Origin of the sequence: Oerskovia sp. Root918 (assembly GCF_001428945.1) — a bacterium.
Classification (GTDB): Bacteria; Actinomycetota; Actinomycetes; order Actinomycetales; family Cellulomonadaceae; genus Oerskovia; species Oerskovia enterophila.
Genome location: NZ_LMJG01000015.1, coordinates 64953 through 90158 on the forward strand (window position 1 = coordinate 64953; position 25206 = coordinate 90158).

At 73.8% G+C, this 25206-nt stretch carries 20 protein-coding genes; 12 read left to right on the forward strand and 8 right to left on the reverse strand.

Annotated features, from left to right (window positions below; genetic code table 11):
* The first annotated feature begins 37 nt into the window (after positions 1-37).
* The 7 genes from ASE27_RS15550 to ASE27_RS15580 all read left to right on the forward strand — a co-directional run bounded on the left by ASE27_RS15550 (position 38) and on the right by ASE27_RS15580 (position 8165).
* Positions 38-1672, forward strand: a complete 1635-nt coding sequence (locus tag ASE27_RS15550; RefSeq protein WP_056652475.1) for an ATP-dependent DNA ligase — start codon at positions 38-40, stop codon at positions 1670-1672.
* A 475-nt stretch (positions 1673-2147) separates the two neighbouring features.
* On the forward strand, positions 2148-3248 hold the full coding sequence (locus ASE27_RS15555) for an ABC transporter substrate-binding protein (RefSeq protein ID WP_056652478.1): 1101 nt from the start codon (positions 2148-2150) through the stop codon (positions 3246-3248).
* Positions 3249-3346: 98 nt separating this feature from the next.
* Positions 3347-4222 carry an ABC transporter ATP-binding protein gene (locus tag ASE27_RS15560; protein ID WP_056653443.1) on the forward strand — a complete coding sequence of 292 codons (876 nt, stop codon included), beginning with the start codon at positions 3347-3349 and terminating at the stop codon, positions 4220-4222.
* Complete coding sequence (locus ASE27_RS15565) at positions 4215-5117, forward strand: ABC transporter permease (protein ID WP_082608997.1); 903 nt, start codon at positions 4215-4217, stop codon at positions 5115-5117. The genes ASE27_RS15560 and ASE27_RS15565 overlap by 8 nt, the downstream gene beginning before the upstream one ends.
* 87 nt (positions 5118-5204) lie before the next feature.
* Positions 5205-6644, forward strand: a complete 1440-nt coding sequence (locus ASE27_RS15570) for an LLM class flavin-dependent oxidoreductase (protein WP_082608998.1) — start codon at positions 5205-5207, stop codon at positions 6642-6644.
* Entirely contained in the window at positions 6641-7897 is a 1257-nt protein-coding gene (locus tag ASE27_RS15575; protein ID WP_056652481.1) for an MFS transporter, read from the forward strand. The genes ASE27_RS15570 and ASE27_RS15575 overlap by 4 nt, the downstream gene beginning before the upstream one ends.
* Positions 7898-7946: 49 nt before the next feature.
* Complete coding sequence (locus tag ASE27_RS15580) at positions 7947-8165, forward strand: hypothetical protein (protein WP_056652484.1); 219 nt, start codon at positions 7947-7949, stop codon at positions 8163-8165.
* A 179-nt stretch (positions 8166-8344) separates the two neighbouring features.
* Here ASE27_RS15580 and ASE27_RS15585 read toward each other — a convergent pair whose 3' ends face one another.
* From ASE27_RS15585 to purL, 5 genes are all read right to left on the reverse strand, one after another.
* Positions 8345-9346 (reverse strand): hypothetical protein, encoded by a 1002-nt coding sequence (locus ASE27_RS15585; protein WP_056652487.1) that lies wholly within the window; start codon positions 9344-9346, stop codon positions 8345-8347.
* A gap of 143 nt (positions 9347-9489) precedes the next feature.
* The gene (locus ASE27_RS15590; protein WP_056652489.1) at positions 9490-9849 is read right to left on the reverse strand and encodes a hypothetical protein; all 360 of its coding nucleotides are present in this window, start codon (positions 9847-9849) and stop codon (positions 9490-9492) included.
* A gap of 9 nt (positions 9850-9858) precedes the next feature.
* Positions 9859-10863, reverse strand: a complete 1005-nt coding sequence (locus ASE27_RS15595) for an endonuclease/exonuclease/phosphatase family protein (RefSeq protein WP_157257662.1) — start codon at positions 10861-10863, stop codon at positions 9859-9861.
* Positions 10860-11933, reverse strand: coding sequence for an endonuclease/exonuclease/phosphatase family protein (locus tag ASE27_RS15600; RefSeq protein WP_082608999.1), 1074 nt, complete (start codon positions 11931-11933; stop codon positions 10860-10862). The genes ASE27_RS15595 and ASE27_RS15600 overlap by 4 nt, the downstream gene beginning before the upstream one ends.
* Positions 11934-12302: 369 nt before the next feature.
* The gene (purL, locus tag ASE27_RS15605) at positions 12303-14678 is read right to left on the reverse strand and encodes a phosphoribosylformylglycinamidine synthase subunit PurL (RefSeq protein WP_056652496.1); all 2376 of its coding nucleotides are present in this window, start codon (positions 14676-14678) and stop codon (positions 12303-12305) included.
* Positions 14679-14922: 244 nt separating this feature from the next.
* Here purL and ASE27_RS20665 point away from each other — a divergent pair, with 244 nt between their 5' ends.
* On the forward strand, positions 14923-15993 hold the full coding sequence (locus ASE27_RS20665; RefSeq protein WP_200955964.1) for a DUF2599 domain-containing protein: 1071 nt from the start codon (positions 14923-14925) through the stop codon (positions 15991-15993).
* Between the two features lie 114 nt (positions 15994-16107).
* Complete coding sequence (locus tag ASE27_RS15615) at positions 16108-16974, forward strand: aminoglycoside phosphotransferase family protein (protein ID WP_056652504.1); 867 nt, start codon at positions 16108-16110, stop codon at positions 16972-16974.
* A 118-nt stretch (positions 16975-17092) separates the two neighbouring features.
* Here the strand turns inward: ASE27_RS15615 and ASE27_RS15620 are convergent, their stop codons facing one another.
* The 3 genes from ASE27_RS15620 to ASE27_RS15630 all read right to left on the reverse strand — a co-directional run bounded on the left by ASE27_RS15620 (position 17093) and on the right by ASE27_RS15630 (position 21085).
* Entirely contained in the window at positions 17093-17818 is a 726-nt protein-coding gene (locus tag ASE27_RS15620) for a GNAT family N-acetyltransferase (protein ID WP_082609000.1), read from the reverse strand.
* A gap of 308 nt (positions 17819-18126) precedes the next feature.
* The gene (locus ASE27_RS15625) at positions 18127-20313 is read right to left on the reverse strand and encodes an acyl-CoA dehydrogenase (RefSeq protein WP_056652508.1); all 2187 of its coding nucleotides are present in this window, start codon (positions 20311-20313) and stop codon (positions 18127-18129) included.
* 37 nt (positions 20314-20350) lie between these two features.
* Entirely contained in the window at positions 20351-21085 is a 735-nt protein-coding gene (locus ASE27_RS15630; protein ID WP_369819023.1) for a TetR/AcrR family transcriptional regulator, read from the reverse strand.
* A gap of 331 nt (positions 21086-21416) precedes the next feature.
* Between ASE27_RS15630 and ASE27_RS15635 the strand changes: the two genes are divergently transcribed.
* From ASE27_RS15635 to ASE27_RS15645, 3 genes are read left to right on the forward strand one after another with little or no spacing between them, the layout of a single operon-like run.
* Entirely contained in the window at positions 21417-22868 is a 1452-nt protein-coding gene (locus ASE27_RS15635) for an acetyl-CoA C-acetyltransferase (protein ID WP_082609001.1), read from the forward strand.
* An 11-nt stretch (positions 22869-22879) separates the two neighbouring features.
* A complete protein-coding gene (locus tag ASE27_RS15640; protein ID WP_056652511.1) occupies positions 22880-24232 on the forward strand; it encodes a 3-oxoacyl-ACP reductase in 1353 nt (450 codons plus the stop codon).
* Positions 24229-25206: a MaoC/PaaZ C-terminal domain-containing protein gene (locus ASE27_RS15645; protein ID WP_056652514.1), complete on the forward strand. Its 978-nt coding sequence runs from the start codon at positions 24229-24231 to the stop codon at positions 25204-25206. Before ASE27_RS15640 ends, ASE27_RS15645 begins: the two co-directional genes overlap by 4 nt.

The window sequence follows — 25206 nt, forward strand, 5'->3', positions numbered from 1 at the left end:
CCCGCGCGGGGCCGCGGGAGCGGCGGGAGGATGAGACATGCTGCTCGCCGAGGTCGCCGCCACGTCCGACGCCGTCGCCGCGACCCGCTCGCGCCTCGCCAAGCGCGCCGCGATCGCCGACCTGCTGCGCCGTGCCGCCCGGGACGCAGCGGTGACCGGGGGGCCGGGCGCTCCCGAGGGCAGCGCGGGGGACGACGTCGAGATCGTCGTGTCCTACCTCGCGGGCGAGCTGCGCCAGCGTCGCACGGGGCTCGGCTGGGCCTCGTTGCGTACGCTCCCTCCACCCGCCGCGGCGCCGACGCTGACCGTCCAGGCCGTCGACGCGGTCTTCGAGCACATGGCCGGACTCGCGGGGCCGGGTTCCGACACGGCCCGCTCCGCGGCGGCCTCGGCGTTGTTCGCCGCCGCCACCGAGCGTGAGCAGTCGTTCCTGCGCGGGCTGGTCGCGGGCGACCTGCGGCAAGGAGCGCTCGACGCGCTGGTCGTCGACGCGGTCGCCGAGGCCGCAGGGATCCCGCTCGACGCGGTGCGCCGCGCGGCCATGCTGCGCGGGGCGTCGGGCCCGGTCGCGCGGGCGGCGCTCGAGGCGGACGGCCCGACGGCGGCGCTCACCGCGCTGGCAGGGTTCGGCCTCGAGGTGGGGCGCCCCGTGCGACCGATGCTCGCGCAGTCGGCCCCCGACGTCGCGGCGGCGTTCGACAAGCTCGGTGTCTCGGCCGAGTCCGACGACCGGGAGCACCAGGTGTCGGTCGACGTCAAGCTCGACGGCATCCGCATCCAGGTGCACCGTGACGGCGACCGGGTGCGGGTGTTCACGCGCTCCCTCGACGACATCACCTCACGCGTCCCCGAGATCGTCGCGGACGCCCGCTCCCTGGCCTCGGAGCGGTTCGTGCTGGACGGCGAGGCCCTCGTCGTCGGGCCGGACGGGGTGGCCAGGCCCTTCCAGGAGACGGCCGCCCGCTCGGCCACGCGCGACGCACCCGGTGCTCCGGACGCCGAGGCCGAGGATGCCACGCTCGCCGGGGCCCTCGCGCTGCGCCCGTACTTCTTCGACGTGCTCCACGCGGACGGTCGCGACCTGATCGACGCCCCGCTGCGTGAGCGGCTCGTCGTGCTGGACCGCGTCGCAGACTCCTTCAGGGTCCGGCGTCTGACGACCTCCTCCCCCGGCGCGGCGACCCAGTACTTCCTCGAGACGGTGCGCGAGGGCGACGAGGGCGTCGTCGTGAAATCGCTCGACGCTCCCTACGCGGCCGGACGGCGCGGCGCCGGATGGATCAAGGTCAAGCCTCGGCACACGCTCGACCTCGTGGTGCTCGCGGTCGAACGCGGGTCGGGGCGCCGGACGGGCCTGCTGTCCAACATCCACCTGGGCGCGCGCGATCCCGAGACGGGCGGGTTCGTGATGCTCGGCAAGACCTTCAAAGGCATGACCGACGAGATGCTGCGCTGGCAGACCGAGCGCTTCCGCGAGCTCGAGGTCGCCGACGACGGCTGGGTCGTGACGCTGCGCCCCGAGCAGGTCGTCGAGATCGCGTTCGACGGGCTCCAGCGGTCCACGCGATACCCGGGCGGGCTCGCGCTGCGGTTCGCGCGCGTGCTGCGCTACCGCGACGACAAGACCGCGGCCGAGGCAGACACGATCGAGGCGGTCCGGGCGCTGGCATGAGCCGCGGCCGATCGCCCGCACGACCCGAGATACTCCCCGTCCCTGACCCGTCCTGCCGCGGCGCGTGCCGCCGTCGGGCATCGTTTACCGGGAGAAACCGGGCGAAACATCGTCTCGGAGACCGGATGGGGGCTTGTGCCGTGCCCGCGCAGGCCGACAGGATCACCGCCATGCGCTTCGACGTCAGCACCCACGAGCACCCCGGGACACCGGTGCGCCTCGTGGTGCGCCGCGCCGTCGACCTGCGTCTCGTCGCGGGCTGTCTCTGTCGGTAGCCCCGCCCCGGCCCGGCCGCAGCTCGCGCTGACGACCGGTTGATCCGCGCACCTCGCACCTTCACCATCCCGCTCACGCCGTGCCGCTGCAGGCCTCTCGCGCCCGCACGCGGCCTCACGCTCCGAGCGTCTCGCTTCTCTCCCTGCCGCCGGCGTACCCACGACCGGTCGGCTCCCGTACCCGATTCCCTGGAGCTCCCATGCCCCGCACCCTCAGACCCCATGCCCGTCGGCTCGCTCGCACCACCCTGCGAGCCGCCGTGACCGTCGGCCTCACGACGGCGCTCGTGGCCTGCTCGGCTGCGAGCGCCGAGGAGGCCGTCGTCGGCGAGTCGGGCCGGACCGTCCTGCGCTACGACGGCTCGGTCGGCCAGGTGACGTTCCCCGAGCTCGCGGCGGACCTCGGCTACTACGAGAAGGTCGAGCTCGACTGGGTCGGCGACTCGACGGGTGGCCCGCAGAGCATCCAGGCCGCCGCGACGGGCTCGACCGACTTCGGCGGTGCGTTCAACGGGGCGATCGTCAAGCTCAAGGCCTCGGGCTCGCCCATCACGTCGGTCATCTCCTACTACGGCTCGGACGAGCTCTCGTACGGCGGCTTCTACACGCTCGAGGGGAGCCCGCTGACCGAGCCCAAGGACCTGATCGGCAAGTCGATCGGCGTCAACACGCTGGGAGCGCAGAGCGAGTTCGTCATCCGCGAGTGGCTCACGCGGGGCGGGCTGACCGCGGACGAGATCGACCAGGTCGAGCTCATCGTGGTCCCGCCCGTCAACGCCGAGCAGGTGCTGCGCGAGGGGCAGGTCGACGTCGTCGCGCTGTCCCGCGTCTTCCAGGACAAGGCCCTCGAACGCGGCGGGATCACGCCGCTGTTCAGCGAGCTCTCGCTGTTCGGCGACTTCAGCTACGGCACGTACATCTTCCGCGACGAGTACATCGCGCAGAACCCCGAGGTGGTCGAGGACTTCGTCCAGGGCACCGCGCGGGCCATCCGGTGGTCGCAGGTCACCCCGGTCGAGGAGGTCCGTGCGCGGTTCACGTCCATCATCGAGGGGCGCGGGCGCGGTGAGACCACCGACCTGGTCCCCTACTGGAAGTCGGCGAGCATCACGGCCCCCGGCGGCGTGATCGTCGACGAGGAGATCTCGACCTGGATCGACTGGCTCGTCCGCGAGGGCGAGCTCGAGGAGGGCCGCTTCTCGCCCGAGGACATCTACACCAACGACGACAACCCCTACGCGAACGGGACCTACCCGCAGGACGCCGGCCCCGACGGCGAGCCCGTCGAGGTGTCGCCGTGAGCGGCGCGGTGGCGGTCACGACCGCCCGCCCCAGCGCGACGGACTCCGCGGCTGCGACCGACTTCCCGGGCTCGACGCCCAAGCTCCGCCTCGAGCACGTGCGCAAGGAGTTCATCGTGCGCGACACGGCCGGTGGCCGCAGCGCCCGCAAGCGCTTCACGGCCGTCGAGGACTTCACGCTCGACGTCCGGGCAGGCGAGTTCCTGACGGTCGTCGGACCCTCGGGCTGCGGAAAGTCGACGCTCCTGGACCTGCTGGGCGGGCTCACCGAGCCGACGTCGGGCCGGATCCTCCTCGACGGCTCCCCCGTGACCGGCCCCGGGCTGGACCGCGGCGTGGTCTTCCAGCAGTACGCGCTGCTGCCCTGGCGGTCGGCCCGCGCGAACGTCGAGTTCGGGCTCGAGGCCAAGGGCGTCGGGCGGGCCGCACGCGCCCGCGTCGCCGACGAGTACCTGGACCTCGTGGGCCTCACGGCCTTCGCGGACCGGTACCCGCACGAGCTCTCGGGCGGCATGAAGCAGCGGGTCGCGATCGCTCGCAGCCTCGCGTTCGACCCCGAGGTGCTCCTCATGGACGAGCCGTTCGCGGCTCTCGACGCGCAGACGCGCGAGTCGCTCCAGGACGAGCTGCTGCGCATCTGGCGCACCACGGGCAAGACGATCGTCTTCATCACGCACGGCATCGAGGAGTCGGTGTACCTGGGCCAGCGCGTCGCGGTCATGACACCCCGCCCCGGTCGCCTGCAGACCGTGATCGACGTGGACCTCGCGGGGGCCGGCGACGCGGGTCCGTCCGGGGACGCCCGCCGGGCGGACGACGGCCCGGCGGACCACTCCGCCGACGACACCGGAGGGGACGTCCGTTCCTCGGCCCTGTTCGGCCGGTACCGGCACGAGGTGTGGAGCGCGCTCCACGGCTCGCCCACCCAGGCGCAGGGCGCCGCCGCAGGAACCCAGGAGGACGCCCATGTCTAGCACCGCGACCACACCGGCCCGCGTGGCCCCGGTGCCCCCGGCCGAGGACACCGTCGCGTTCGCGGACCCGCCCACGCTGGGACGCCGCCAGGCGCTCACGGCCGACCAGGACCCGACGCCCTCGCTCGCCGCCCGCCTGCGCGGCGTCGGGGCACGGGTCCTGCGGGCCTCGGCCGCGATCGTGATCTTCCTGGCGATCTGGGAGGTCGCGCCGCGCGTCGGGCTCGTCGACCGGGTCTTCCTGCCGCCGCTCAGCGCGGTCCTCGAGTCCTTCTGGGGGCTGCTCACGAGCGGCGAGCTCGGCAAGCACGTCGGGACGAGCCTGACCCGGGCCGGCATCGGCTTCTCGATCGCGGTGCTGCTCGCGATCCCGCTGGGGATCGCGATCGGCTGGTGGGCGAGCGTCGCGCAGTTCCTCGGCCCGTTCCTCGAGCTGTTCCGCAACACCGCCGCCCTGGCCCTGCTGCCCGTGTTCATCCTCGTCCTGGGGATCGGGGAGACGTCCAAGATCACGCTCGTCGTCTACGCGTGCTTCTTCCCCATCCTGCTCAACACGATCGCGGGGGTCCGGACCGTCGACCCCCTGCTGGTGAAGTCCGCCCGGTCGCTCGGGCTGCCGCCCGTCCGGCTGTTCCAGAAGGTCGTGCTGCCCGCCGCGGTCCCCACGATCTTCACGGGGATCCGCATGGCCGGGACGAGCTCGATCCTCGTGCTCATCGCGGCCGAGATGGTCGGCGCCAAGGCCGGCCTCGGCTACCTCATCACCTACGCCCAGTTCAACTTCCAGATCACGAACATGTACGCCGGGATCATCGCGATCTCGCTCGTCGGCGTCTCGATCAACGCGGTGCTCGTGAGCCTCGAGCGGCACTTCTCGCGCTGGCGCACCACGTGAGCCGGGGCCGCCCGTCCTGAACGGCCCCCGCACGCACGACCTCCCGACCCGTCACCCACACCCATACCCACGACCAGAGGACCCACCATGACCCGCCCACCCCGTCAGCTCAGCCTGAACCTCTTCATCCACCCGGCCGGCCACCACGAGGCGGCCTGGCGCCACCCGGACACCCAGCCCGAGCGCATCTTCACGGCCGACTTCTACACCGAGCTCGCCCGCACGGCCGAGGCCGCGACGTTCGACGCGGTCTTCTTCGCCGACGGCCCCGTCCTGCACGACGGCGTCGAGTTCAACAGCGTCGGCCGCCTCGAACCGCTCCTGACGCTCGCGTCGATCGCGGCCGCGACCGAGCGGATCGGCCTCGTCGCGACGGCCTCGACCACGTTCTACGACCCGTACAACCTGGCGCGCCTCTTCTCGACGCTCGACCACCTGAGCAACGGGCGTGCCGGGTGGAACATCGTGACCACGGCCTCCGAGGACGCGGCCCGCAACTTCGGCCTCGACTCCCACCCGGACCACGTCGAGCGGTACGCGCGGGCGGCCGAGTTCGTCGAGGTCGTCACCCGGCTCTGGGACAGCTGGGAGGACGACGCGGTCCTGATCGACCGCGCGTCGGGCCGCTACGCCGACCCCGCGAAGATCCACGACGTGGCCTTCCGCGGCAAGCACCTGCGCGTCGAGGGCGCGTTCAACGCGGCCCGCTCGCCCCAGGGCCACCCGGTCCTGGTCCAGGCGGGCGCCTCGAACGAGGGGCGCGCGTTCGSGAGCCGCTACGCCGAGGCGATCTTCACGGCCCACCAGCGTCTGGCCGACGCCCAGGCGTTCTACGCCGACATCAAGGCGGGTGCCGAGGCCCTGGGCCGGTCGCGCGACGCGGTCAAGATCCTCCCGGGCATCAGCCCGTTCATCGCCTCGACCGAGGACGAGGCGAGGGCGCTCGAGCGCGAGTTCAACGAGCTCACGGTCCCCGAGTACGGGCTGCGCCAGCTCGAGAAGCTCACGGGCGTCCGCCTCGACCACGCGCAGCTCGACGGTCCCGTCCCGGCCGAGCTGTTCGCGGACGCGGGCGACGTGACCGACAACTCGCGCAGCCGTCTCCAGGTCGTCGCGGGCATCGTCGAGCGCGAGCAGCCCACGGTCCGCGGCCTGCTCCACCGCCTCGCCGGGGCGCGCGGCCACCGCGTCGTCGCGGGCACGCCCGAGCAGGTCGCCGACACGATCGAGGAGTGGTTCACGCAGGGCGCCGCCGACGGCTTCAACGTCATGCCGCCGTACCTGCCGGGCGGCCTGGACGACTTCGCCGACCACGTCGTGCCGATCCTGCGCGAGCGCGGCCTGTTCCGTACGGAGTACGAGGGCACCACGCTGCGCGACCACCTCGGGCTTGAGCGCCCCGTGAGCCAGTACGCCTCGCCTGCTGCGGACCCGGCCCCCGCCCTCCGCGACGCGAGCGGCACGGACGAGGTGAGCGACGCCGTCGGGCAGGAGGAGGCCCGGACCGCGGAGCCGGTCCTGGCGTGAGCACGGGCACGAGCGCCCCGCCGGTCAGGTTGGCCTGGACCGTCCACGTCCCCGCCGGGGTCTGGGGCGTGGCCCAGGGCGCGGCGGCACCGGTCGTCGCGCTCGCGGCGCGCGAGCATGGCGCGTCGCTCGGCGCCGCAGGACTGGTCGTGGCGCTCGCCGGGCTGGGCCAGCTGATCGGCGACCTGCCCGCGGGGCGGCTCGTCTCCCGGTTCGGGGAGCGACGCTCGATCATCGGGGCGGGCGTCGTGGCTGTGGTCGGCGTGGCGCTGTGCCTGGTCTCGTGGTCGGTGGCCTCGCTCGCGGTGGGGGTGTTCCTCGCGGGGCTGTCCCAGGCCGTGTGGGGCCTCGCGCGCCAGACGTACCTGGCCGAGGCCGTCCCGTTCGCGCGCCGCGCGCGCGTCATGTCGACGGTCGCGGCCATGATGCGCGTCGGGTTCTTCGTGGGGCCGATCCTCGGCGCGGCGGCGATCGTGGCCGTCGGGACGCGCGGCGGGTTCGCGGTCCAGCTCGTGGCCGTGTGCGTCACGGCGGTCCTCATGGGCCGCGTGCCCGACGTCGGACGCTCACCCCGGGCGTCCGGCTCGCCCGACGTCGCGGGCGCGCGGGAGGCGGGGCTGTGGCGCGTGGTGGTCGAGCACCGCCGGCTGCTGCGCACGCTCGGCCTGGGGGCCGCGCTCATGGGGCTCTCGCGCACGGCCCGCACCGTGGTCCTTCCCCTGTGGGCCGACGTCCTGGGCGTCGACGCCGCGACCACGAGCCTGGTCTTCGGGGCCAGCGCGGCGCTCGACGTCGCGGTCTCGATCCCGGCGGGCTACCTCATGGACCGGTTCGGCCGGCGCGCGCTCGCGGTCCCGTCGCTGCTGGTCCTGGCCGCGGGCTATCTCGCGCTGCCCTGGGCGGGCGGCGTCGCGTCGTTGACCGTCGTCGCCCTGGTCCTGGGGCTCGGGAACGGGCTGAGCAACGGCGTCATCATGACCCTCGGGGCCGACGTCGCGCCGCCCGCCCAGCGCGCCGAGTTCTTCGGGGCGTGGCGGCTCATGCACGACGCGGGGGCCTTCGCAGGTCCCCTCGTCGTCGCGGGCACGGCGCTCGTGGCCCCGCTCGGGGCCGCCGCGCTCGTGGTCGGGGCGGCGTCGGCCGCGGGCGGCGCGGTGCTCTGGCGGTACGTGCCCGTGTGGGCGCCGTGGCCTCGGCCGACGGCGCTGCTGGTCGCGCCTCCCCCGCTGGCGGACGAGGCCGTCCCCCGGTGATCCTGGAGGCGCGCCGCGCCCGCGGACGGACCGAGAGAGGACCGAGCCCATGACCGAGGACCGTGCTGCCGTCCCGCCCAGCGACCTCACGCCACGCATCGGCAAGGTCGCGACGCGCGAGCTCGCCCACCACGGATACACCCGCTACGAGGACCTCACGCGCGCGACGGCCAAGGAGCTGCTCGCGATCCACGGGGTCGGACCCACGTCGATCCGGATCCTGGGCGAGGAGCTCGCCGAGCGGGGATCGGGGTTCCGGGAGGGCTGAGCCGGTCGTCAGGCGCTCGGTCCGGACGAGCGGACGAACCGCTCCGGCGGGGTGGGCTGTCTGCCGAGCAGGTTCGGCTGGGCCGAACGTGCGTTCGCTGAGCAGGACCAGGTCCCGCCCAGCCGAACCTTCCCGGCACGCTCACTCCCACGGAGCGCCCGACGTCCGACGCGAGGACCTCAGCGCCCCTGGCTCTCCCGAGAACGCGCCAGCTCACCGAGCAGCGCGGCCTGGGACCCGGTGAACGGCAGGTCGAACACGAGGAGCGCGTGCGCCGCACGGCCGACGAGGAGCGCGACGCGCTCGTCCTGGTCCGTGACCGCGCACTCCTCGTCCGAGAGCGCGATGTCGAGCTCGGTCGCGGACCTGTCGATCCCGATGTTCAGGACGCCGGCGCGCACCTCGTCCCCGTCCTCGGCCTCGCCGTCCCACTCTGCCTGCGACAGCACGACGACCGCGACGAGCCCCAGCACGTCAGGTCGTTCGAGAGGGCTCCCGAGGGCCGCGTAGAGCCGCTTGCTCGCCTCGATGCCGGCTCCGGTCCACCCGTCGCGAGCCTCGACCGGCGCTCCCTGCTCCGCGGCGATCGACGACGCGTCGACGTCGATCCACCCGTACTCGGGGTCGAGGTGGAACATCTGCGCGGCGGAGTCGTCCGCGACGCTCGGCCATGCCTTCTGGCGCCGCGTGCTCAGGCTCACGAGCACGTCCTTCCAGACCATGCGGTGAAGCGGGTCCTTCCACCTCTCGACGTCCCACCGGTCGCTCAGGTACCCCTCGGGGTCAGGGGTCTCGTAGGGCGCGACGGCGGGCGAGGAGTCGTACGAGCGCAGGTACGAGGGGTCCGCCGCGACGCGCGCGACGGCCTCCGGGCCGGCGACGATCACGGCGTCGACCGTCCTCAGGAAGCGACGGCGCGCGAACGGACGGTCCGGTCCGGTGAACGGGATCTCCCCTGCGAAGCGCGCCACGGCCTCGGTGTCGAGCAGGTCGTAGGCCCGCTCGAGCTGGTCCTTGGCTTTCGCGAGCACCTTGGGGTCCATGGTCGCCGCGGCCCGGAGCCACGTCTCGGTGCTCGACGACGTCACACGCCCGCCGTACGGAGCGAGCACCGTCCACAGCTCGTCCCACGAGGACGGGTCGGACTTCTTCTTGCGGAACAGCGAACCGAACAGCGCCATCTAGGGGGTCCTCACGTGAGCCGGGGTCGGCGAGAAGCGTAGCCGGACCGCGACGGCGAGCGACGCCGTCGGGCACGGGACGGGATCGACGGCACGCTCGACCGGCCAGTCGTGCCTCCGGCCGGCCGAAGTCGCTCGAGCGCTCAGGCGCTGACGACCTGGATGACCTCGGTGTCGTCGTGCCGGCGCGCGAGCGCCGAGACCACGGGGGGCTTGGGCACCGGGGGCTGCGCCTTGACGCCCGTGCTCTTGCTGCGGCGCGGGCGCGTCGGCACGGCGACGCCGAGCGACTTGAAGACCTTGCGCAGCTCGGCCTCGGTCCAGCCTGCGGCGAGCGCCTCGGAGAAGGTCGCGGCGTAGGCGCGCTCGGCGTCGTCGAGCTGGGCGCGGGCAGCGGCGACCTGCTCGGCCCGCTCGGCGAGCGCTCGACCTGCGTCCATGCGCTGGGCGAGGAGGTCGCGCAGCTGCGACTCGTACGTGGTGGCGGTCTCGTCGGCGCTCATGGCACCAACCTACGGCCTGACCTGCACGGTCGCCAGGATCGCGAGGTGATCCGTGCCGGGGATCTCTACCGTGCCCACGTCGTCGACCCGCATGCCCCGGTCGACGACCACGTGGTCCAGGTCGGCGAGCGGCGGGTAGCGCCGACCGGCGGGCCACGACAGGCTCACGCCCTGCCCCGCGAGGCGGGTCGCGTCGGCGAAGCGTCCGCCCAGGAGGTCGCGGAACGCCGAGTGGTCGTAGGTCGCGTTGAAGTCTCCGAGCAGGATCTGCGGCATGGGGTCGCCGTGCGCCGCGTCGCGCAGCAGCGCGAGGTCGTCCGTCCACAGGTCGACGTCGCCGGGTGTGGGCGGGTGCGGGTGGACGGCCGTGACGCGCACCGAGGTCCCGTCCAGCCCGACGACGGCGCTCGGCTGGTGGAAGCGGCTCGCCACGCCCTTGCGCTCGTCGGTCAGCGGGGTCGCGCTCCACAGCCCGCTGCCCGCGGCCCCCTCGGTCGGGTGGATCGCGGTCCACGAGTACGGCAGCACGTCCTCGATCCCGGCGGCCACCAGGTCGGCCTCGAACTCCTCGCTCAGCTCGACCACGCTCAGCAGCTCGACCTCCTGCTCCCGGACGGCCTCGACCACCGCCCGCGCGTCGGCACGCCCGTAGAGGACGTTGGTCGCCATGACGCGCAGGGTCCCGTCCGCCCCGGGCGCGATGCCCGGGCCCGGCACGAAGAACGGCACGAGCCACACCGCGTGCGCGACGACGAGAACCCCCGCGATCGCGCTGAGCACCCACCGCCGCCGGCTCAACGAGAGCAGCAGCACCACGAGTGCCGCGAGGGCGACCCACGGCGTGAAGGACACGAGCTGCGCGAGGGGAGTGACGTCGTCGACCCCCAGGGCGCGCGCGAGCGTGAGCGCGCCCACCCCCGCGACGCACAGCGACAGCACGACCGTCCACACCACGCCGCCGACTCGCCGTGCCCGGGACGGCGGACGGCGCGTGCTGAGAGCGGGGGCGCTCACGGGGCGACCTGCACCGTGACCGCGAGCGCGCGGTGGTCGGAGCCGGGGACCGCGAGCGACGTGAGGTCGTCGACCCGCATGCCCTCGTCGACCACGACGTGGTCGAGGTCGAGGAACGTCGGGATCCGCTCCCCCACGGGCCACGACAGGTTCAGGCCGCGCCCGGCCGTGCGCGTCGCGTCGTGGAACCGGTCGCCCAGGACCGCACGGAACGACGCGTGGTCGTACGTCGAGTTGAAGTCGCCCAGCAGCACCTGCGGCAGGGGCTCGTCGTGGGCCCGGCGGGCGAGGTCGGCCATCTCCTGGTGCCACACGCCCGTGATCTCGGGGAGCGGCGGGACGGGATGGACGGCGGTCACGCGCACGGGCGTGCCGTCCACGTCGACGGTGGCTGCGGGCATGGCGAACGTGCTCCACTCTGTCGTGTCGGGGTCGGTCAGCGCTGTCCTGCTCCACAGGCCGCTCCCGGGCGAGCCCGTGCCCACCTTGGCGTCGACGTGGTGCGGCATGACCGCCTCGATCCCTGCGGCTTCGAGACGGTCGTGGAAGTCGGCCGTGAGCTCGACGACCGCGAGCACGTCGGCGTCCTGGTCGTGGACCAACCGCACGACCGCGGCGGCATCCGCCTGCCCGAAGTACGCGTTGACCGTCAGGACCCGCAGCGTGCCCCGGGCGTCTGCCTCGATGCCGCGTGCGATGCCCTGACCGGGTACGAAGAACGGCGCGACCCACGCGGCCTGCGCCGCGAGCGCGACCGCGCACAGGATCGCGAGCAGCCGGCGGCGCAGGGCCAGGGCCGTCGCGGCGACCAGGAGCGCGAGCGGGACGACCCACGGCGTGACGCCGACGACCTGCGCGAGGGGCGTGACGCCGTCGTACGGGACGGCGCGCACGAGCGTCATGGCCAGGACCAGCCCGCCCACGACCCACAGCACCAGCCCGACGGCGCGCCCACCGGGGCGACGTCGGGTCGCAGTCGCGGGGCTGGCGTCGGGCGGGGTGGTCAATGAGGACGGTGACTCGGCCGTCGAGGCGGCGATCTCCCCCGTGGTGCGGCTGTCCCCTGTCATGCAGCGACCCTATCGACCGGTTCGCACGGTTCTGGGCCGGTCGGCCGCTCTCGATGCGGGAGCCCGGTGCAGCCCGCGGAGGGATCCTGTGAACGGGCACTCACGGCGAGGGGTTCGATGCGGGTGGCGCGTCGGGCCGACCGCGAGGGTTCGCGCCGCGAGATGCGGCCAACGGGGGTCGAAAGCCGTCCAAGGCCCCCGTTGGCCGCATCTCGCGAGACCTGCTGAGTCCCAGCGCACGTCGCCCCGGGGACCAGCGGGAGGCAGCGCAGAGGAACGAGTGCGCGCCGCCGGGTCGGGCCCGGCGGGAACGCGCGAGGGACGAGCGCGCGGACAGAAGACCGCGCACTCGCCCCTCGGGCCTGACGACTAGCCGAAGATCCCCGGCAGCGTCGCGCGGAAGACCTGGTCGGCCTCGTTCAGCGGGATCGTGAAGATGCCCTCTACCTCGAGCGACTCTCCGGTCTCGGCGACCTCGGCCGGCTCGGTGCCGGTCACGCCGATCTTGAGGACGGGCACGCCGCGGGCGACGCACGCGTCGACGAGCTTGGTCTCCTCGCTGCGCGGCACGGCGACGAGCGCGCGGGCCGTGGACTCGGAGAACAGCGCCTCGAACGGCGTGACGCCGTCGCGGGTCGCGAGGGCGTCGATGGACACCTTGGCGCCGGTCCCGAAGCGCAGCGACGCCTCGAGCAGGCTCTGGACCAGGCCACCCTCGGAGAGGTCGTGCGCGGCGGAGACCAGGTGGTCGCGGCTCGCGTTGACGAGGACCTCGGCCAGGGCGCGCTCGGCCGCGAGGTCGAGCTGCGGGGGAAGGCCGCCGAGGTGCTGGTGGACGACGTCGGCCCACGCGGAGCCGTCGAGCTCGGCGCGGGTCGTGCCGAGGAGGTAGATGGCCTCTCCCGCCTCGCGCCAGCCGGACCCGGTGGCGTGCGCGACGTCGTCGAGCACGCCGAGGACGCCGACGACGGGCGTCGGGTGGATCGACGAGTCGATCTGCCCGGGCTCACCCGTGCCGTTGTAGAGCGAGACATTGCCGCCCGTGACGGGGACGCCGAGCGTCTGGCACGCGTCGGCCAGGCCCTCGATGGCCTCGACGAGCTGCCACATCGAGTCGGGGTCCTCGGGCGAGCCGAAGTTGAGGCAGTCGGTGATGGCGAGCGGGCGCGCGCCGGTCGTGGCGACGTTGCGGTACGCCTCGGCGAGCGCGAGCTGGGCGCCCGTGCGCGGGTCGAGCTTGGCGTAGCGGCCGTTGGCGTCGGTCGCGAGCGCGACCCCGAGTCCCGTGCTCTCGTCGACGCGGATCACGCCGCCGTCGTCGGGCTGGGCGAGGGCCGTGTTGCCCTGGACGAACCGGTCGTACTGGTTGGTGACCCACTCCTTGGACGCGAGGTTGGGCGAGCCGAGCAGGCGCAGCGCGGTCGCGCGGAGCTCGTCGGCCGTCTCGGGACGGGCTAGCGCGGCGGCAACCACGGTGTCCGCGTTGAGGCCGTCCATCCACGTGGGGCGCGCGTAGGGGCGGTGGTAGGTGGGGCCCTCGTGCGCCACGGACTTGGGGTCCACGTCCACGATGCGCTCGCCCTGGTGGTCGATCGTGAGGCGACCGGTGCCGGTGACCTCGCCGATGACCGAGGTCTCGACGTCCCACTTGCCCGTGATGGCGAGGAACTCGTCGAGCTTGTCGGGAGCGACGACGGCCATCATGCGCTCCTGCGACTCCGACATGAGGATCTCGCCCGCGTTGAGCGACGGGTCGCGCAGCAGGACCGAGTCGAGCTCGACGTGCATGCCGCCGTCACCGTTGGAGGCGAGCTCCGACGTGGCGCACGAGATGCCCGCCGCGCCCAGGTCCTGGATGCCCTCGACGACGCGTGCCGCGTAGAGCTCGAGGCAGCACTCGATGAGGACCTTCTCCATGAAGGGGTCGCCGACCTGGACCGAGGGGCGCTTCGCGGGCACGCCGTCCTCGAACGTCTCGGACGCGAGGATCGAGGCGCCACCGATGCCGTCGCCGCCGGTGCGCGCACCGAACAGGACGACCTTGTTGCCCACGCCCGAGGCGTTGGCGAGGTGGATGTCCTCGTGGCGCAGCACGCCGATGCACAGTGCGTTGACGAGGGGGTTGCCCTGGTAGGAGGAGTCGAAGACGAGCTCGCCGCCGATGTTCGGCAGGCCGAGGGAGTTGCCGTAGCCGCCGACGCCCGACACGACGCCGTGCACGACGCGCGCCGTGTCCGGGTGGTCGACCGCGCCGAAGCGGAGCTGGTCCATGACGGCCACGGGGCGCGCGCCCATCGAGATGATGTCGCGGACGATCCCGCCGACGCCCGTCGCGGCGCCCTGGTAGGGCTCGACGAAGCTCGGGTGGTTGTGGGACTCGACCTTGAACGTCACGGCCCAGCCGTCACCGATGTCGACGACGCCCGCGTTCTCGCCGATACCGACGAGGAGGTGCTTCTTCATCTCGTCGGTCGTCTTCTTGCCGAACGTGCTCAGGTGCACCTTGGACGACTTGTAGGAGCAGTGCTCCGACCACATGACGGAGTACATCGCGAGCTCGGCAGCCGTGGGGCGTCGCCCGAGGATGTCGCGGATGCGCTGGTACTCGTCCGGCTTGAGGCCGAGCTCCGCGAAGGGCTGCGCCTCGTCGGGGGTGGCGGCTGCGCGCTCGACCGTGTCGAGGTGCGGCCGGTGCTCGGAGGTCGCTGCGGCGGCGGGCGTCGGGGCGTTGCTGGGGGCGGTCATCGAATCCCTCGGGGTGGCGTGCCAGCCGGCGCGTTTCGACGAGCGAGTCATCGGGGAGGCGACCGGCACGGGGCTGCACAGGTGCGGCCAGTTTACCGGGGGTTGGCCGCGGTGCGGTCGGGCGTCCACGAACGCGTCCGTGGGGGCACGGGCAGGCCCGTGGGCTGGGCGGATGCGCTCCCCTCGGGCCAGGAGTGCCGGGTGCGCGCGGGGCCCGGTCCGCAGGCGGGGATAGCCTCGCACGGTGACCTCGATCGTTCGCCGCCCCCGTCCGCGCCTCGCCCTCGTCGGGGCCGCGCTGGTGGCCTGCCTGCTGGTCGGTTGCACCGGGCCCGACGGCGCCGCTCCCGTTCCCGGGTCGCCCGCGCCATCGGCGGGGGTTCCCTCTGACGGGCCGCCGGGCGACTCGGATCTCGAGCCCGCTGCGCCGGCCATGACCACGCGCACGCTCACGGCCGACGGGATCGAGCTGCTGCTGTCGGTGCCGGTCAGGGCTGCGCCGGGCGGGGCTGCCGGGGCCGACGGGGATGCCGGTGAGCCGGCTGCGGCGGGCGACGCTGCCGATCCGGCAGGGGCCGACCCGGCGACGTCCGCACCCGTCGCGCCGGTCACCGTGACGCCCGACGAGGACGGGTCGAGCCGGGTCTCGTTCGGGCTCGCGATCCCGGGGGCCGGAACCGGGGCCGCCTCCGACAGCAGCGCCGGCGGCGCCACGACCGGCACGACGGACGGCACGGCTGACGACCCGACCGCCACCGCGACGCTCGAGCTCGTCTCCCCCGCCGACGGGTCCCTGCTCCGCAACGGCGACGGCAGCATCAGCGTGCTCGACGCGGCGGGCACGCCGCTCGGCGGCCTGTCGGCGCCGGAGGCGACGGAACCGTCCGGATCCGCTGTCCGCGCAGGAGTGCTGGTCGTGGCGCCGACCCGCGCGGAGGTGCGCGTGAAGGCGGCGGGCGCGACGCCGTCGGGCACGGCGGGAACCACCGCGAGCGCCCCGCCCGAGGACGTGACCGTGACGACCTGGCTCGGCGCGCAGGGCGTGCGCAGCGCGACCTGGGGCAACCGCGAGGGCGGGCGCTCGCTCGCGGTGGACCCGACGCCGTGGGCGCGGCAGTCGGGCCTGGTGGGCGAGGAGACCGCGTGGGCGCAGCTCGTCGCGAGCGAGCCCGAGGCCGACTCGTCGACCATGCGCGACCAGTTCGACTGCCACGCCCTGGGTGCGACCGACAAGAAGACGTGGAACCTCGAGCCGTGGCGGCCCGACGTCGGGTTCCTCGCGACGGCCGCGGCGCGCTGCAACCCGACGTCGTAGCCCTGGGTGCCGAGCACGAGGTTGCGGTCGTTGTCCGGCGGATTCCGACCGCAACCTCGTGCTCGACCGACCGCAACCTCGTGCTCGGCGTCGAGGGCGCCCTAGCATCGGCGGATGCCCTCAGACCTCCCGCCGTCCTCCGTCCTGCTCGACGCCGCCACGACCTGGTCGACCTCGGTCGGGCACGGCGGGGCCGTCGAGCTCGTCGAGGAGTGGCTCTGGCCCCACGGCCAGTCCCGCGTAGCGCGCGTGCGGACCGGGGCGGGCGACGTCGTCGTGAAGTGGGAGCGCTCGGCGCGCAACGTGGAGCGCGAGGTCGAGGCCCTGCGGCGGTACGTCCCCGTGCTGGGGGACGACGCCGGTCAGCTGCTCGCGGCCGACGTCGACGCGCACGTGCTGGTGATGACGCACGTGCCCGGGACGCTCGCCGCCGGTGCGGCGGCCCTCGACCTGGACGTCCACCGGCAGGCCGGGGCACTGCTCGCGCGGCTGCACGCGAGCGCCCCGGCCGTACCAGACGAGGGGTACGGGGAGCGCCTCCTCGCCGAGCTCGACGAGAAGATCTCCGCGCACGCCGGGCTCGTCGACGCGGCGGACCTGGTGCGGCTGCGCACGGTCGCGGCGCCCGTGGCCCACGTGCGGTCCGTGCGGCTCGTGCCCGCGCACCGCGACTACGGTCCGCGCAACTGGCTGGTCGATGCGGTGGGGCACGCGCGCGTGATCGACTTCGCGCACTGCGAGCCGTCGCCGTGGGCCGTGGACCTGCAGAAGCTCACGATGCGCGAGTGGCGGGGCCGCCCCGACCTGGAGGCGGCGTTCCTCGAGGGATACGGACGCGTGCCCGACGACGAGGATCGCCTCGTGCTGCGCGCGTACGTCGCGCTCTCGACGCTCGCGATCATCACGTGGTCGGTCGCGCACGACGACCCGGCGTTCGAGGCCGAGGCCAGGTCGGTGCTCGCGGGGCTCGTGACCGGCTGAGGGGCCTGGCCGGCGGACGGGGCCGTCGCTGGGTGCCGAGCACGAGGTTGCGGTCGATATCCGGCGGATTCCGACCGCAACCTCGTGCTCGGTCGACCGGAACCTCGTGGTCGACCGCTCAGCCGAGCCCGAGCATCTCCCGCACCGGCCCGACACCGTGCAGCGTCACCTCGGGTCGCAACGCCTCGCCGCGGGCCTCCCAGTCCGCCCGGTCGAGGCGGTACCGGACGTCGACCGCAGGCTTGCCCTCGCGAGCGAGCGTCGCCGTGCCGTTGGGCCGGTAGCCGATCTTGCGCGTGACACCGTTCGACGGGCCGTTGTCCTCCCAGGCCGAGGTCGTGGCGGTCTGCGCCCCGAACCCTGTGAAGAGGAGCTCGAGGATCATGAGCCGCGCGAGCGTGCCGACGCCGGCCCCCTGGTGCCGCCGCCCCAGCCACGAGCCGGACTCCGCCGTGCGCGTCACAGCGAAGTCCGACGCCGTGATGGCCTGGACACCCAGCACCTCGCCGTCGCGGACCACGGCCAGCTCGATCGCCCAGGACGCGGGCGCGATCCGCGACGCCGCGCCCCACTGGTAGGCCAGGATGCTGCGGCCGACCTCGACCGCCGACCCCCGCGACCACGGGAACGCGAAGGGCATGAAGCCCTCGTCGTGGATGCCCTCGCCACCGATCGCCGCGAGCTGGAAGAGCAGGTCCTCGTCGAGGTGACGCAGCTCCAGGTCCCCCGAGACGACGCGCAGCCCGGACGGGGGCCAGAGCTCGGTGCGCGACGGGGGCTCGGTGCGGCGCACGGTCTGGGCGGGGGCGTCGGTCGCGGGATCGGCTGCTGGGTCATGTGCCATCGGTGCAGCCTGGCCGAGTGCACGGGGCGCGTCAACAGGATTCGTCGCCGGTCGCGGTGCCTTCGACGACGCACGAAGGGACCCGCGGGCCCGGTGCGACGGCTGGCGGTCGTCACGCCGGACCCACGGGTCCCTGGCTCCCTCGGCGGCGGTACCGCTCCGCCGGGCCCCGAGGTCGTTCGTGCGGTGGTGCTGCCGTGCTGGTCGAGCACGAGGTTGCGTGCGTTCGAGCACGAGGTTGCGGCCACTATCGACCGGATAACGACCGCAACCTCGTGCTCGGCACGGATAGCCAGCCCCGCGTGCCGTCAGCGCCTCGCGATCTTCGACCCGCCTCGTGCCGCCGCCTTGGCCGCCGCCTTCTCGCGCGCCTTGATCGACTTCTCGCTCACGGGCTCGTCGCCGCTGGCCCGCAGCTGCCGGTAGTACTCGCGGGCCTCGTCCTGACGCACCTGCTCGGCCCCCGACGCGATCTTGGCGCGCAGGTGCTCGGGGCCGTAGCCCCAGGCGTCGACCAGGTCCTGGGCGTGGGGGCGCAGGCGTGCGACGAGGCGGTCGATGTAGCCCGTGACCGTGCGGGCACGCTGCGCGGACAGGCGCCCGTTGATCAGGTACCAGGCGAGGTTGCGCTCGATGACCGTGAGCCCGAACAGGTCGCGGACCCACGTGAGGACCTGGCGGGTGCCCGCGTCCTCGATGGTCTCGAGGGCCTGCGTGAACGCCTCCCAGTGCAGCAGGTCGGCGTGCGCCTTCGCCATCTCGATGAGCTCGTACTGGTGCTCGTTGAAGAGCTCGGCGGCCTTCTCCGGCGTGGCCTTCTGCGCGGGGCGCAGGGCCGCGGCGACGTCGGCGACCATGGTCTCGACGCGGTCCGTCAGCAGCTCGCGCTGGTTCCCGACGTCCTTGAGGTGCCCGGCCGCACGGCGCGGGTCGCCCACGTCCGCGATGGTCTGCGCGGCGCGCTTGAGCGGCGTGCGGTGCAGCGCGGCGTCGGCGGCCTGCTCGACCACGAACCGGGCCATCTGCCCGGGCGAGATGTCCTTGAACTCCTTGCCGTAGTCGGCCAGGAGCCGCTTGGCGACGAGCTGGAGCAGCACGGTGTTGTCGCCCTCGAACGTCGCGTACACGTCCATGTCGGCGCGCAGGCTCGTGATCCGGTTCTCGGTGAGGAACCCCGCGCCGCCGCAGGCCTCGCGCGTCTCCTGGAGGGTGTCGAGCGCGAACCACGTGCTCATCGGCTTGAGCGAGGCCGCCATGGTCTCGAGGTCCTCGCGCGACTCGGGCGTGTCGTTCTCGCCCGAGAACACCAGGTCGAACAGGTCGAGCAGGCGGTCGTGCGCGAAGTGCATCGCGTACGTCTGCGCGATGCGCGGGATCAGGCGACGCTGGTGCGTGCCGTAGTCGAGGATCACGACCTCGTCGACGGGCGAGGCCGCGTTGAACTGACGGCGCTGGTTGCCGTAGGTCACCGCGGTCGCGAGGCCCAGCTTCGACGCGGTGATCGCGGCGCCGTCGAGCGAGACGCGGCCCTGGACGAGCGAGCCGAGCATCGTGAAGAAGCGACGCCCGGGGCTGTCGATCGGCGAGGTGTACGTGCCGTCCTCGGCGACCTGGCCGTAGCGGGCCAGGAGGTTCTCGCGCGGGACCCGGACGTGCGTGAAGTGCAGGCGCCCGTTGTCGATCCCGTTGAGCCCGCCCTTGAGCCCGTCGTCCTCCCCGCCGACGCCGGGCAGAAAAGCACCGGCCCCTCCGTCAGCCGTGGTCTCACGGATGGGCGCGTAGAACGCGTGGACGCCGTGGTTGACGCCGTTCGTCACGAGCTGCGCGAAGATGACCGCCGCCGTGCCGTTGACCGCCGCGTTGCCGAGGTAGTCCTTCCAGGCCCCGCGGAACGGGGTGTGGACGACGAACTCCTGCGTCGCCGGGTCGAACGTCGCGGTCGTCGCGATCGAGGCGACGTCCGAGCCGTGGCCCGTCTCGGTCATGGCGAACGCGCCGGGCACCGAGGCGTCCATCGCGGCCGGGAGCAGGCGGTCCTGCTGCTCGGGCGTGCCGAGGTGCAGGATCGCCGCGGCGAACAGGCCCCACTGGACGCCCGCCTTGATCTGGAGCGAGGGGTCCGCCGCGACGAGCTCCTCGAACCCGGCGAGGTTGCCGCCGGCGTCGTCCTGCCCGCCGAGGCGCGTGGGGAACCCGCGGTGCACCTGCCCGATCTCGACGAGCTGCTTGACCTGGTCCATGACGCGCTCGCGGTGCTCGGTGAGCGAGAGCCCCTCGATGCGCTGGAACCGCTCCTCGCCGGCGGTCGCGCGCGCCTTGGCGCGCAGGTCGGCCCAGCGGCCCAGGAGCTGGTGCGAGAGGTCGGCCACGTCGACGCGGACCTCGCCCTCGGGCATCGGGGGTGTGACGCCTGCGGCGGGGATCGACGTGGAGGTCGCTGCGCCGTCGCCCCGCTGGGTGTCGCGGGCGGCGGTGCGGTCAGAGGTGGTGGTCATCGGGACTCCTGTGTGCCGGTGGTAGCCATGAGAAGGATCAGAGGTCGTCGGTGGAGGGGGCGGCGGCGCCGTCCGGGGCGGCCACGCCGTCCGGGGCGTCGCCACGAGCGGCGGGTGCAGCGTCGCCCGCGGCGGTCGCGCCCCGACCACGGGCCATGACGCCCACGGGGCCGCCCCACAGCCAGGCTGCGACCCGCTCGGTGAGCTCGTCGCGGTCCGGGGTGTCGGGGTCGTCGTGGTGGCCGAGCCACCACTCGCCCGCGCCGCGCACGAACCCGACGGCGCCCGCGGCCCAGGCCGCGGCGTCGGCGGGCGTGACGTCGGCCGCGCGCGTGAAGGGCTGGGCGACCAGCTCGGTCACCGAGTCGAGGAACGCCGCGAGGGGCGCGGAGGCCGTGCGCGCGGTGCCGTCGGTGCCGGCGATCGCGCCCGTACGGGTCACGAAGTAGTAGACGTTGGGCGAGCTCGCGATCATCTCGAGGTAGACGCCGACCATAGCGCGCAGCGCCCGGCGTGGCGTCTCGGCGGACTCCGCGGCCTGCGTCAGGGCGTCGTGCATCTGCCCGACGACCGAGGCCCCGATCGCGATCTGCAGGCCGGTCTTGTCCTCGAAGTAGCGGTAGATGATCGACTTGGACGTGCCCGAGGCCGCCGCGATCTCGTCCATGGACACCCCGGGGCCGCCCTTGTGGACGGCCTTGCGCGCCGCGTGCACGAGCTCGGCTCGGCGGATCGCCCGGTGGTCGTCCCACCGGGTCGAGCGTCCGTCCACGACGGGAGCGGGAGCAGGTGCGGGGGTGCGGCCAGGGGCACGGTGGAGCACGGCGGTCCGCGGTCGCCCGGTCCTGCCGTTCGTGTCGCCGTTGATCACACAGTCCTCCAGAGGTGCCCGACGTCGGTGTCGTCCCTGGTCGTCCGTCCGTCGGTCCGCGAGTGGTCCTCACGACGGCGTCCTACCCTGGCGGGAACGCCGGGCACAGGGAGTGAAGGGTGTGACCCGCCTCACGATACCGAGAGTATCAGGTACTGTGGGTCTTGGACACCGCGTGGATCGCGCCCGCGGTCCGAGACCCTCAGCAACGAAGCGAGAGAGAGCAGCCGAAGTGGCCATCCGGAAGACGCAGCAGCCCACCCCCACACCCAGCTCCGCCCAGCAGCCCCCGGCCCTCCGCGACGCCTACGTCCTGGGCGGCAACCGCATCCCGTTCGCGCGTGCCGGCGGGAAGTACACGGGAGCCAGCAACCAGGACATGTTCACGGCCGCCCTCGAGGGGCTCGTGGCCCGCTACGGCCTCCAGGGCGAGCGCCTGGGCGAGGTCGTCGGCGGTGCGGTGCTCAAGCACTCGCGCGACTTCAACCTGGTCCGCGAGTCGGTCCTGGGCTCGTCGCTCTCGCCGCAGACCCCCGCGTTCGACCTCCAGCAGGCGTGCGCCACGGGCCTCGAGGCCGTCGTGACGGTGTCCAACAAGATCCGCCTCGGGCAGATCGAGTCGGGCATCGCGGGCGGCTCCGACACGGTGTCCGACGCCCCCATCGCCGTCAGCGAGGGGCTGCGCAAGGCGCTGCTCAAGGCCAGCCACGCCAAGACCCTGGGCGCGCGCCTCAAGGCGTTCGCCTCGGTGCGCCCCGGCGACCTGGCGCCGTCGACCCCCAGCACGGGCGAGCCCCGCACGGGCCTGTCGATGGGCGAGCACCAGGCGATCACGACCGCCGCGTGGGGCATCACGCGCGAGGCGCAGGACGAGGTCGCCCTGAACAGCCACCTGCACCTCGCCGCCGCGTGGCAGGCCGGGTTCTTCGACGACCTCGTGACCCCGTTCCGCGGCCTCACGCAGGACCAGAACATGCGCGCCGACTCGTCGGCCGAGAAGCTCGCGTCCCTCAAGCCCGTGTTCGGCAAGCACCTCACCCCGAGCGCGCCCACGCACGGGGCCGCGGCGGGCGGAGATGCCGGACCCGCTCAGCCGGTGGGCCCCACGATGACCGCCGGCAACTCGACCCCTCTGACCGACGGCGCCTCGGTCGTCCTGCTCGGCTCGCGCGAGTGGGCCGCCGAGCACGACCTGCCCGTCCTGGCCCGCGTGGTCGACGCCGAGTCCGCGGCCGTCGACTACGTGCACGGCCACGAGGGCCTGCTCATGGCCCCTGCCCACGCGGTCCCCCGCCTGCTCGCCCGCAACGGCCTCACGCTCGAGGACTTCGACGTCTACGAGATCCACGAGGCCTTCGCCTCGACGGTCCTGACCACGCTCGCCGCCTGGGAGGACGACGACTACTGCCGCACCGAGCTCGGCCTCGACGGCGCCCTGGGCTCGATCGACCGCTCGCGGCTCAACGTGAACGGCTCGTCGCTCGCCGCAGGGCACCCGTTCGCCGCGACGGGCGGGCGCATCGTCGCCACGGCCGCGAAGCTCGTCGCGCAGAAGGCCGCGGAGACGGGCCGCCCGGCACGGGCGCTCATCTCGATCTGCGCGGCCGGAGGCCTGGGCCTCGCCGCGATCCTCGAGAGCGCCGACGACCTGTCCACCACGCCCGCGCAGAGCACCGAGAGCTGAGGGACCCCGCCATGACCGACAAGTACCTGTCCGCGGTGAACTCCGGCTTCACCAAGACGCTCGCCACGAAGCTCGGCCTGCCCCGGCCCGCGGTCCTGCGCCGCTACCGCGCGGGCGACCCGCTCGTCCCGGGCCCCGTGCTCGTGATCGGCGAGCCCGGCTCGGCCGCCGACACGACCGCGGTCGCCCAGGCCCTGCTCGGCTGGGACCTCGACGTGCGGCAGAACGCGAACGGCGCCGAGACCCGCTGGGGCGCGATCGTCGTCGTCCTGACGGGCGCGACGAGCCCCGCCGACTTCTCGGCCCCCGTCCTCGAGCTGGGCGCGAACCTGCGTCAGCTCGCGCCCGGAGGCCGCGTCGTGACCGTCTCGCGCGCACCGTCCGACGACGACACGCCCCTGCTCGCGGCGACCCGCCAGGGCGTCGACGGGTTCCTGCGCTCGCTCGCCAAGGAGCTGCGCGCAGGCGCCACGGCGAACGGCATCCAGCTCACCGAGGACGCCGCCCCCGACAGCACGTCGGCCCTGGCCACGCTGCGCTTCTTCCTCTCGGCGAGGTCGGCGTTCGTCGACGGCCAGCTGCTGCACGTGGGTCCGGCCCCGACCGAGGCGAGGCCCGACTGGGACCGACCCCTCGCGGGCCGGGTCGCGGTCGTGACGGGCGCGGCCCGCGGGATCGGGGCCGCGATCGCCCGGACCCTGGCCCGCGACGGCGCGACGGTCGTCGTGGTCGACGTCCCCGCGGCCGGCGAGTCGCTCGCCAAGGTCGCCAACGAGATCAAGGGCACGGCCCTCCAGCTCGACGTCACGGCCGAGGACGCGGGCGCCCGCATCCTCGAGCACGCACGGACCCGCCACGGCGGCCTGCACGTCCTGGTCCACAACGCCGGGATCCTGCGCGACAAGCTCCTCGCCAACATGTCCCCCGACAAGTGGGACGCCGTGATCGCGGTCAACCTGCTCTCGCAGCTGCGGATCAACGAGTACCTGCTGGGCGCGAACGGCTTCTCCGAGGCCCCGCACATCGTCTCGCTCGCCTCGACGAGCGGCATCGCGGGCAACCGCGGGCAGACGAACTACGGCGCCTCCAAGGCCGGGGTCATCGGGCACACGCGCGCGACGGCCCGCCTCCTGGCACCCCTCGGCGGCTCGGCCAACGCGGTCGCGCCCGGATTCATCGAGACCGACATGACGGCCTCGATCCCGCTCGTCCAGCGCGAGATGGCGCGGCGCGTGTCGTCGCTCCAGCAGGGTGGCCTGCCCGTCGACGTCGCGGAGGCCATCGCCTTCCTCGCGTCCCCCGCCGCGGGCGGCGTCAACGGCCAGGTGCTGCGCGTGTGCGGCCAGAGCCTGGTGGGCGCGTGACGGCCGCCGCTCAGGAGGCCCCGGAGCGCCGCAACCCGCGTCTCGTCACGCTGCCCTCTCTGCCGGCGCTCGGCGGTCTGTACGCGAAGGGCGTGGCGTCGTCGGGCCGGATCGCCGTGACGCGCTCCCCCGTGGGGCGCGTCCTGCCCGGGCCGCGCGACGTCGTCCTGCCCGACGTCGTCTACCGCGTCGCCGACGTCCCGACCGCGGGCGTGACCGAGCACCTGACCGACTACCAGCGCCTCCTCGGCGAACGCGTGAGCGACACCCTGCCCGCGGGGTACCTGCACGTGCTCGCGTTCCCGCTCGCGACCGCGCTCATGGTGCGCGGCGACTTCCCGCTGCCGCTGCTGGGGCTCGTGCACGTGTCGAACGCGGTCTCGATGCACCGGCCCGTGCGCGTCGGCGACGTGCTCGAGGTCCGCGCGACGGCCGAGGACCTGCGCGCGCACCGGCGCGGGGTCCAGGTGGACCTGGTGACCGAGGTCAGCACGGGCGGCGAGCTCGCGTACCGCGGCGTCTCGACGTACCTGGCCAAGGGGTTCGGCCTGCCGTCGGAGGAGGAGGCGCCCCCTCAGCGGACCGAGGAGGCGTCGCGCGAGGAGTTCGTGCCGCCGGTCCCGACGGCACGCTGGGAGCTCGGCAGCGGGATCGGGCGCGCGTACGGCGCGATCTCGGGCGACCGCAACCCCATCCACACCTCGGTCCTGGGCGCCAAGGCGTTCGGGTTCCCGCGGACCATCGCGCACGGCATGTACACGGCTGCACGCGCGCTGGCCGAGGTCGGCGCGGCACGCGGTGACGCCTACGACTGGACGGTCGAGTTCGCCGCGCCCGTCCTGGTCCCGGGCACGGTCCAGGTCGCCATCACGCGCGTGCCCGACGACGGCGCTCACCCGGGCGGGTTCACGTACGTGGGCTGGAACGGGAAGAGCGGCAGGCGGCACCTCAGCGGGACGGTCACGCCGCGCTGA

Coding starts and splice junctions, on each gene's coding strand:
- ASE27_RS15550 (WP_056652475.1), top strand. CDS start 38: ATGCTGCTCGCCGAGGTCGCCGCCACGTCCGACGCCGTCGCCGCGACC.
- ASE27_RS15555 (WP_056652478.1), top strand. CDS start 2,148: ATGCCCCGCACCCTCAGACCCCATGCCCGTCGGCTCGCTCGCACCACC.
- ASE27_RS15565 (WP_082608997.1), top strand. CDS start 4,215: ATGTCTAGCACCGCGACCACACCGGCCCGCGTGGCCCCGGTGCCCCCG.
- ASE27_RS15580 (WP_056652484.1), top strand. CDS start 7,947: ATGACCGAGGACCGTGCTGCCGTCCCGCCCAGCGACCTCACGCCACGC.
- ASE27_RS15585 (WP_056652487.1), bottom strand. CDS start 9,346: ATGGCGCTGTTCGGTTCGCTGTTCCGCAAGAAGAAGTCCGACCCGTCC.
- ASE27_RS15590 (WP_056652489.1), bottom strand. CDS start 9,849: ATGAGCGCCGACGAGACCGCCACCACGTACGAGTCGCAGCTGCGCGAC.
- ASE27_RS15600 (WP_082608999.1), bottom strand. CDS start 11,933: ATGACAGGGGACAGCCGCACCACGGGGGAGATCGCCGCCTCGACGGCC.
- purL (WP_056652496.1), bottom strand. CDS start 14,678: ATGACCGCCCCCAGCAACGCCCCGACGCCCGCCGCCGCAGCGACCTCC.
- ASE27_RS15615 (WP_056652504.1), top strand. CDS start 16,108: ATGCCCTCAGACCTCCCGCCGTCCTCCGTCCTGCTCGACGCCGCCACG.
- ASE27_RS15620 (WP_082609000.1), bottom strand. CDS start 17,818: ATGGCACATGACCCAGCAGCCGATCCCGCGACCGACGCCCCCGCCCAG.
- ASE27_RS15625 (WP_056652508.1), bottom strand. CDS start 20,313: ATGACCACCACCTCTGACCGCACCGCCGCCCGCGACACCCAGCGGGGC.
- ASE27_RS15640 (WP_056652511.1), top strand. CDS start 22,880: ATGACCGACAAGTACCTGTCCGCGGTGAACTCCGGCTTCACCAAGACG.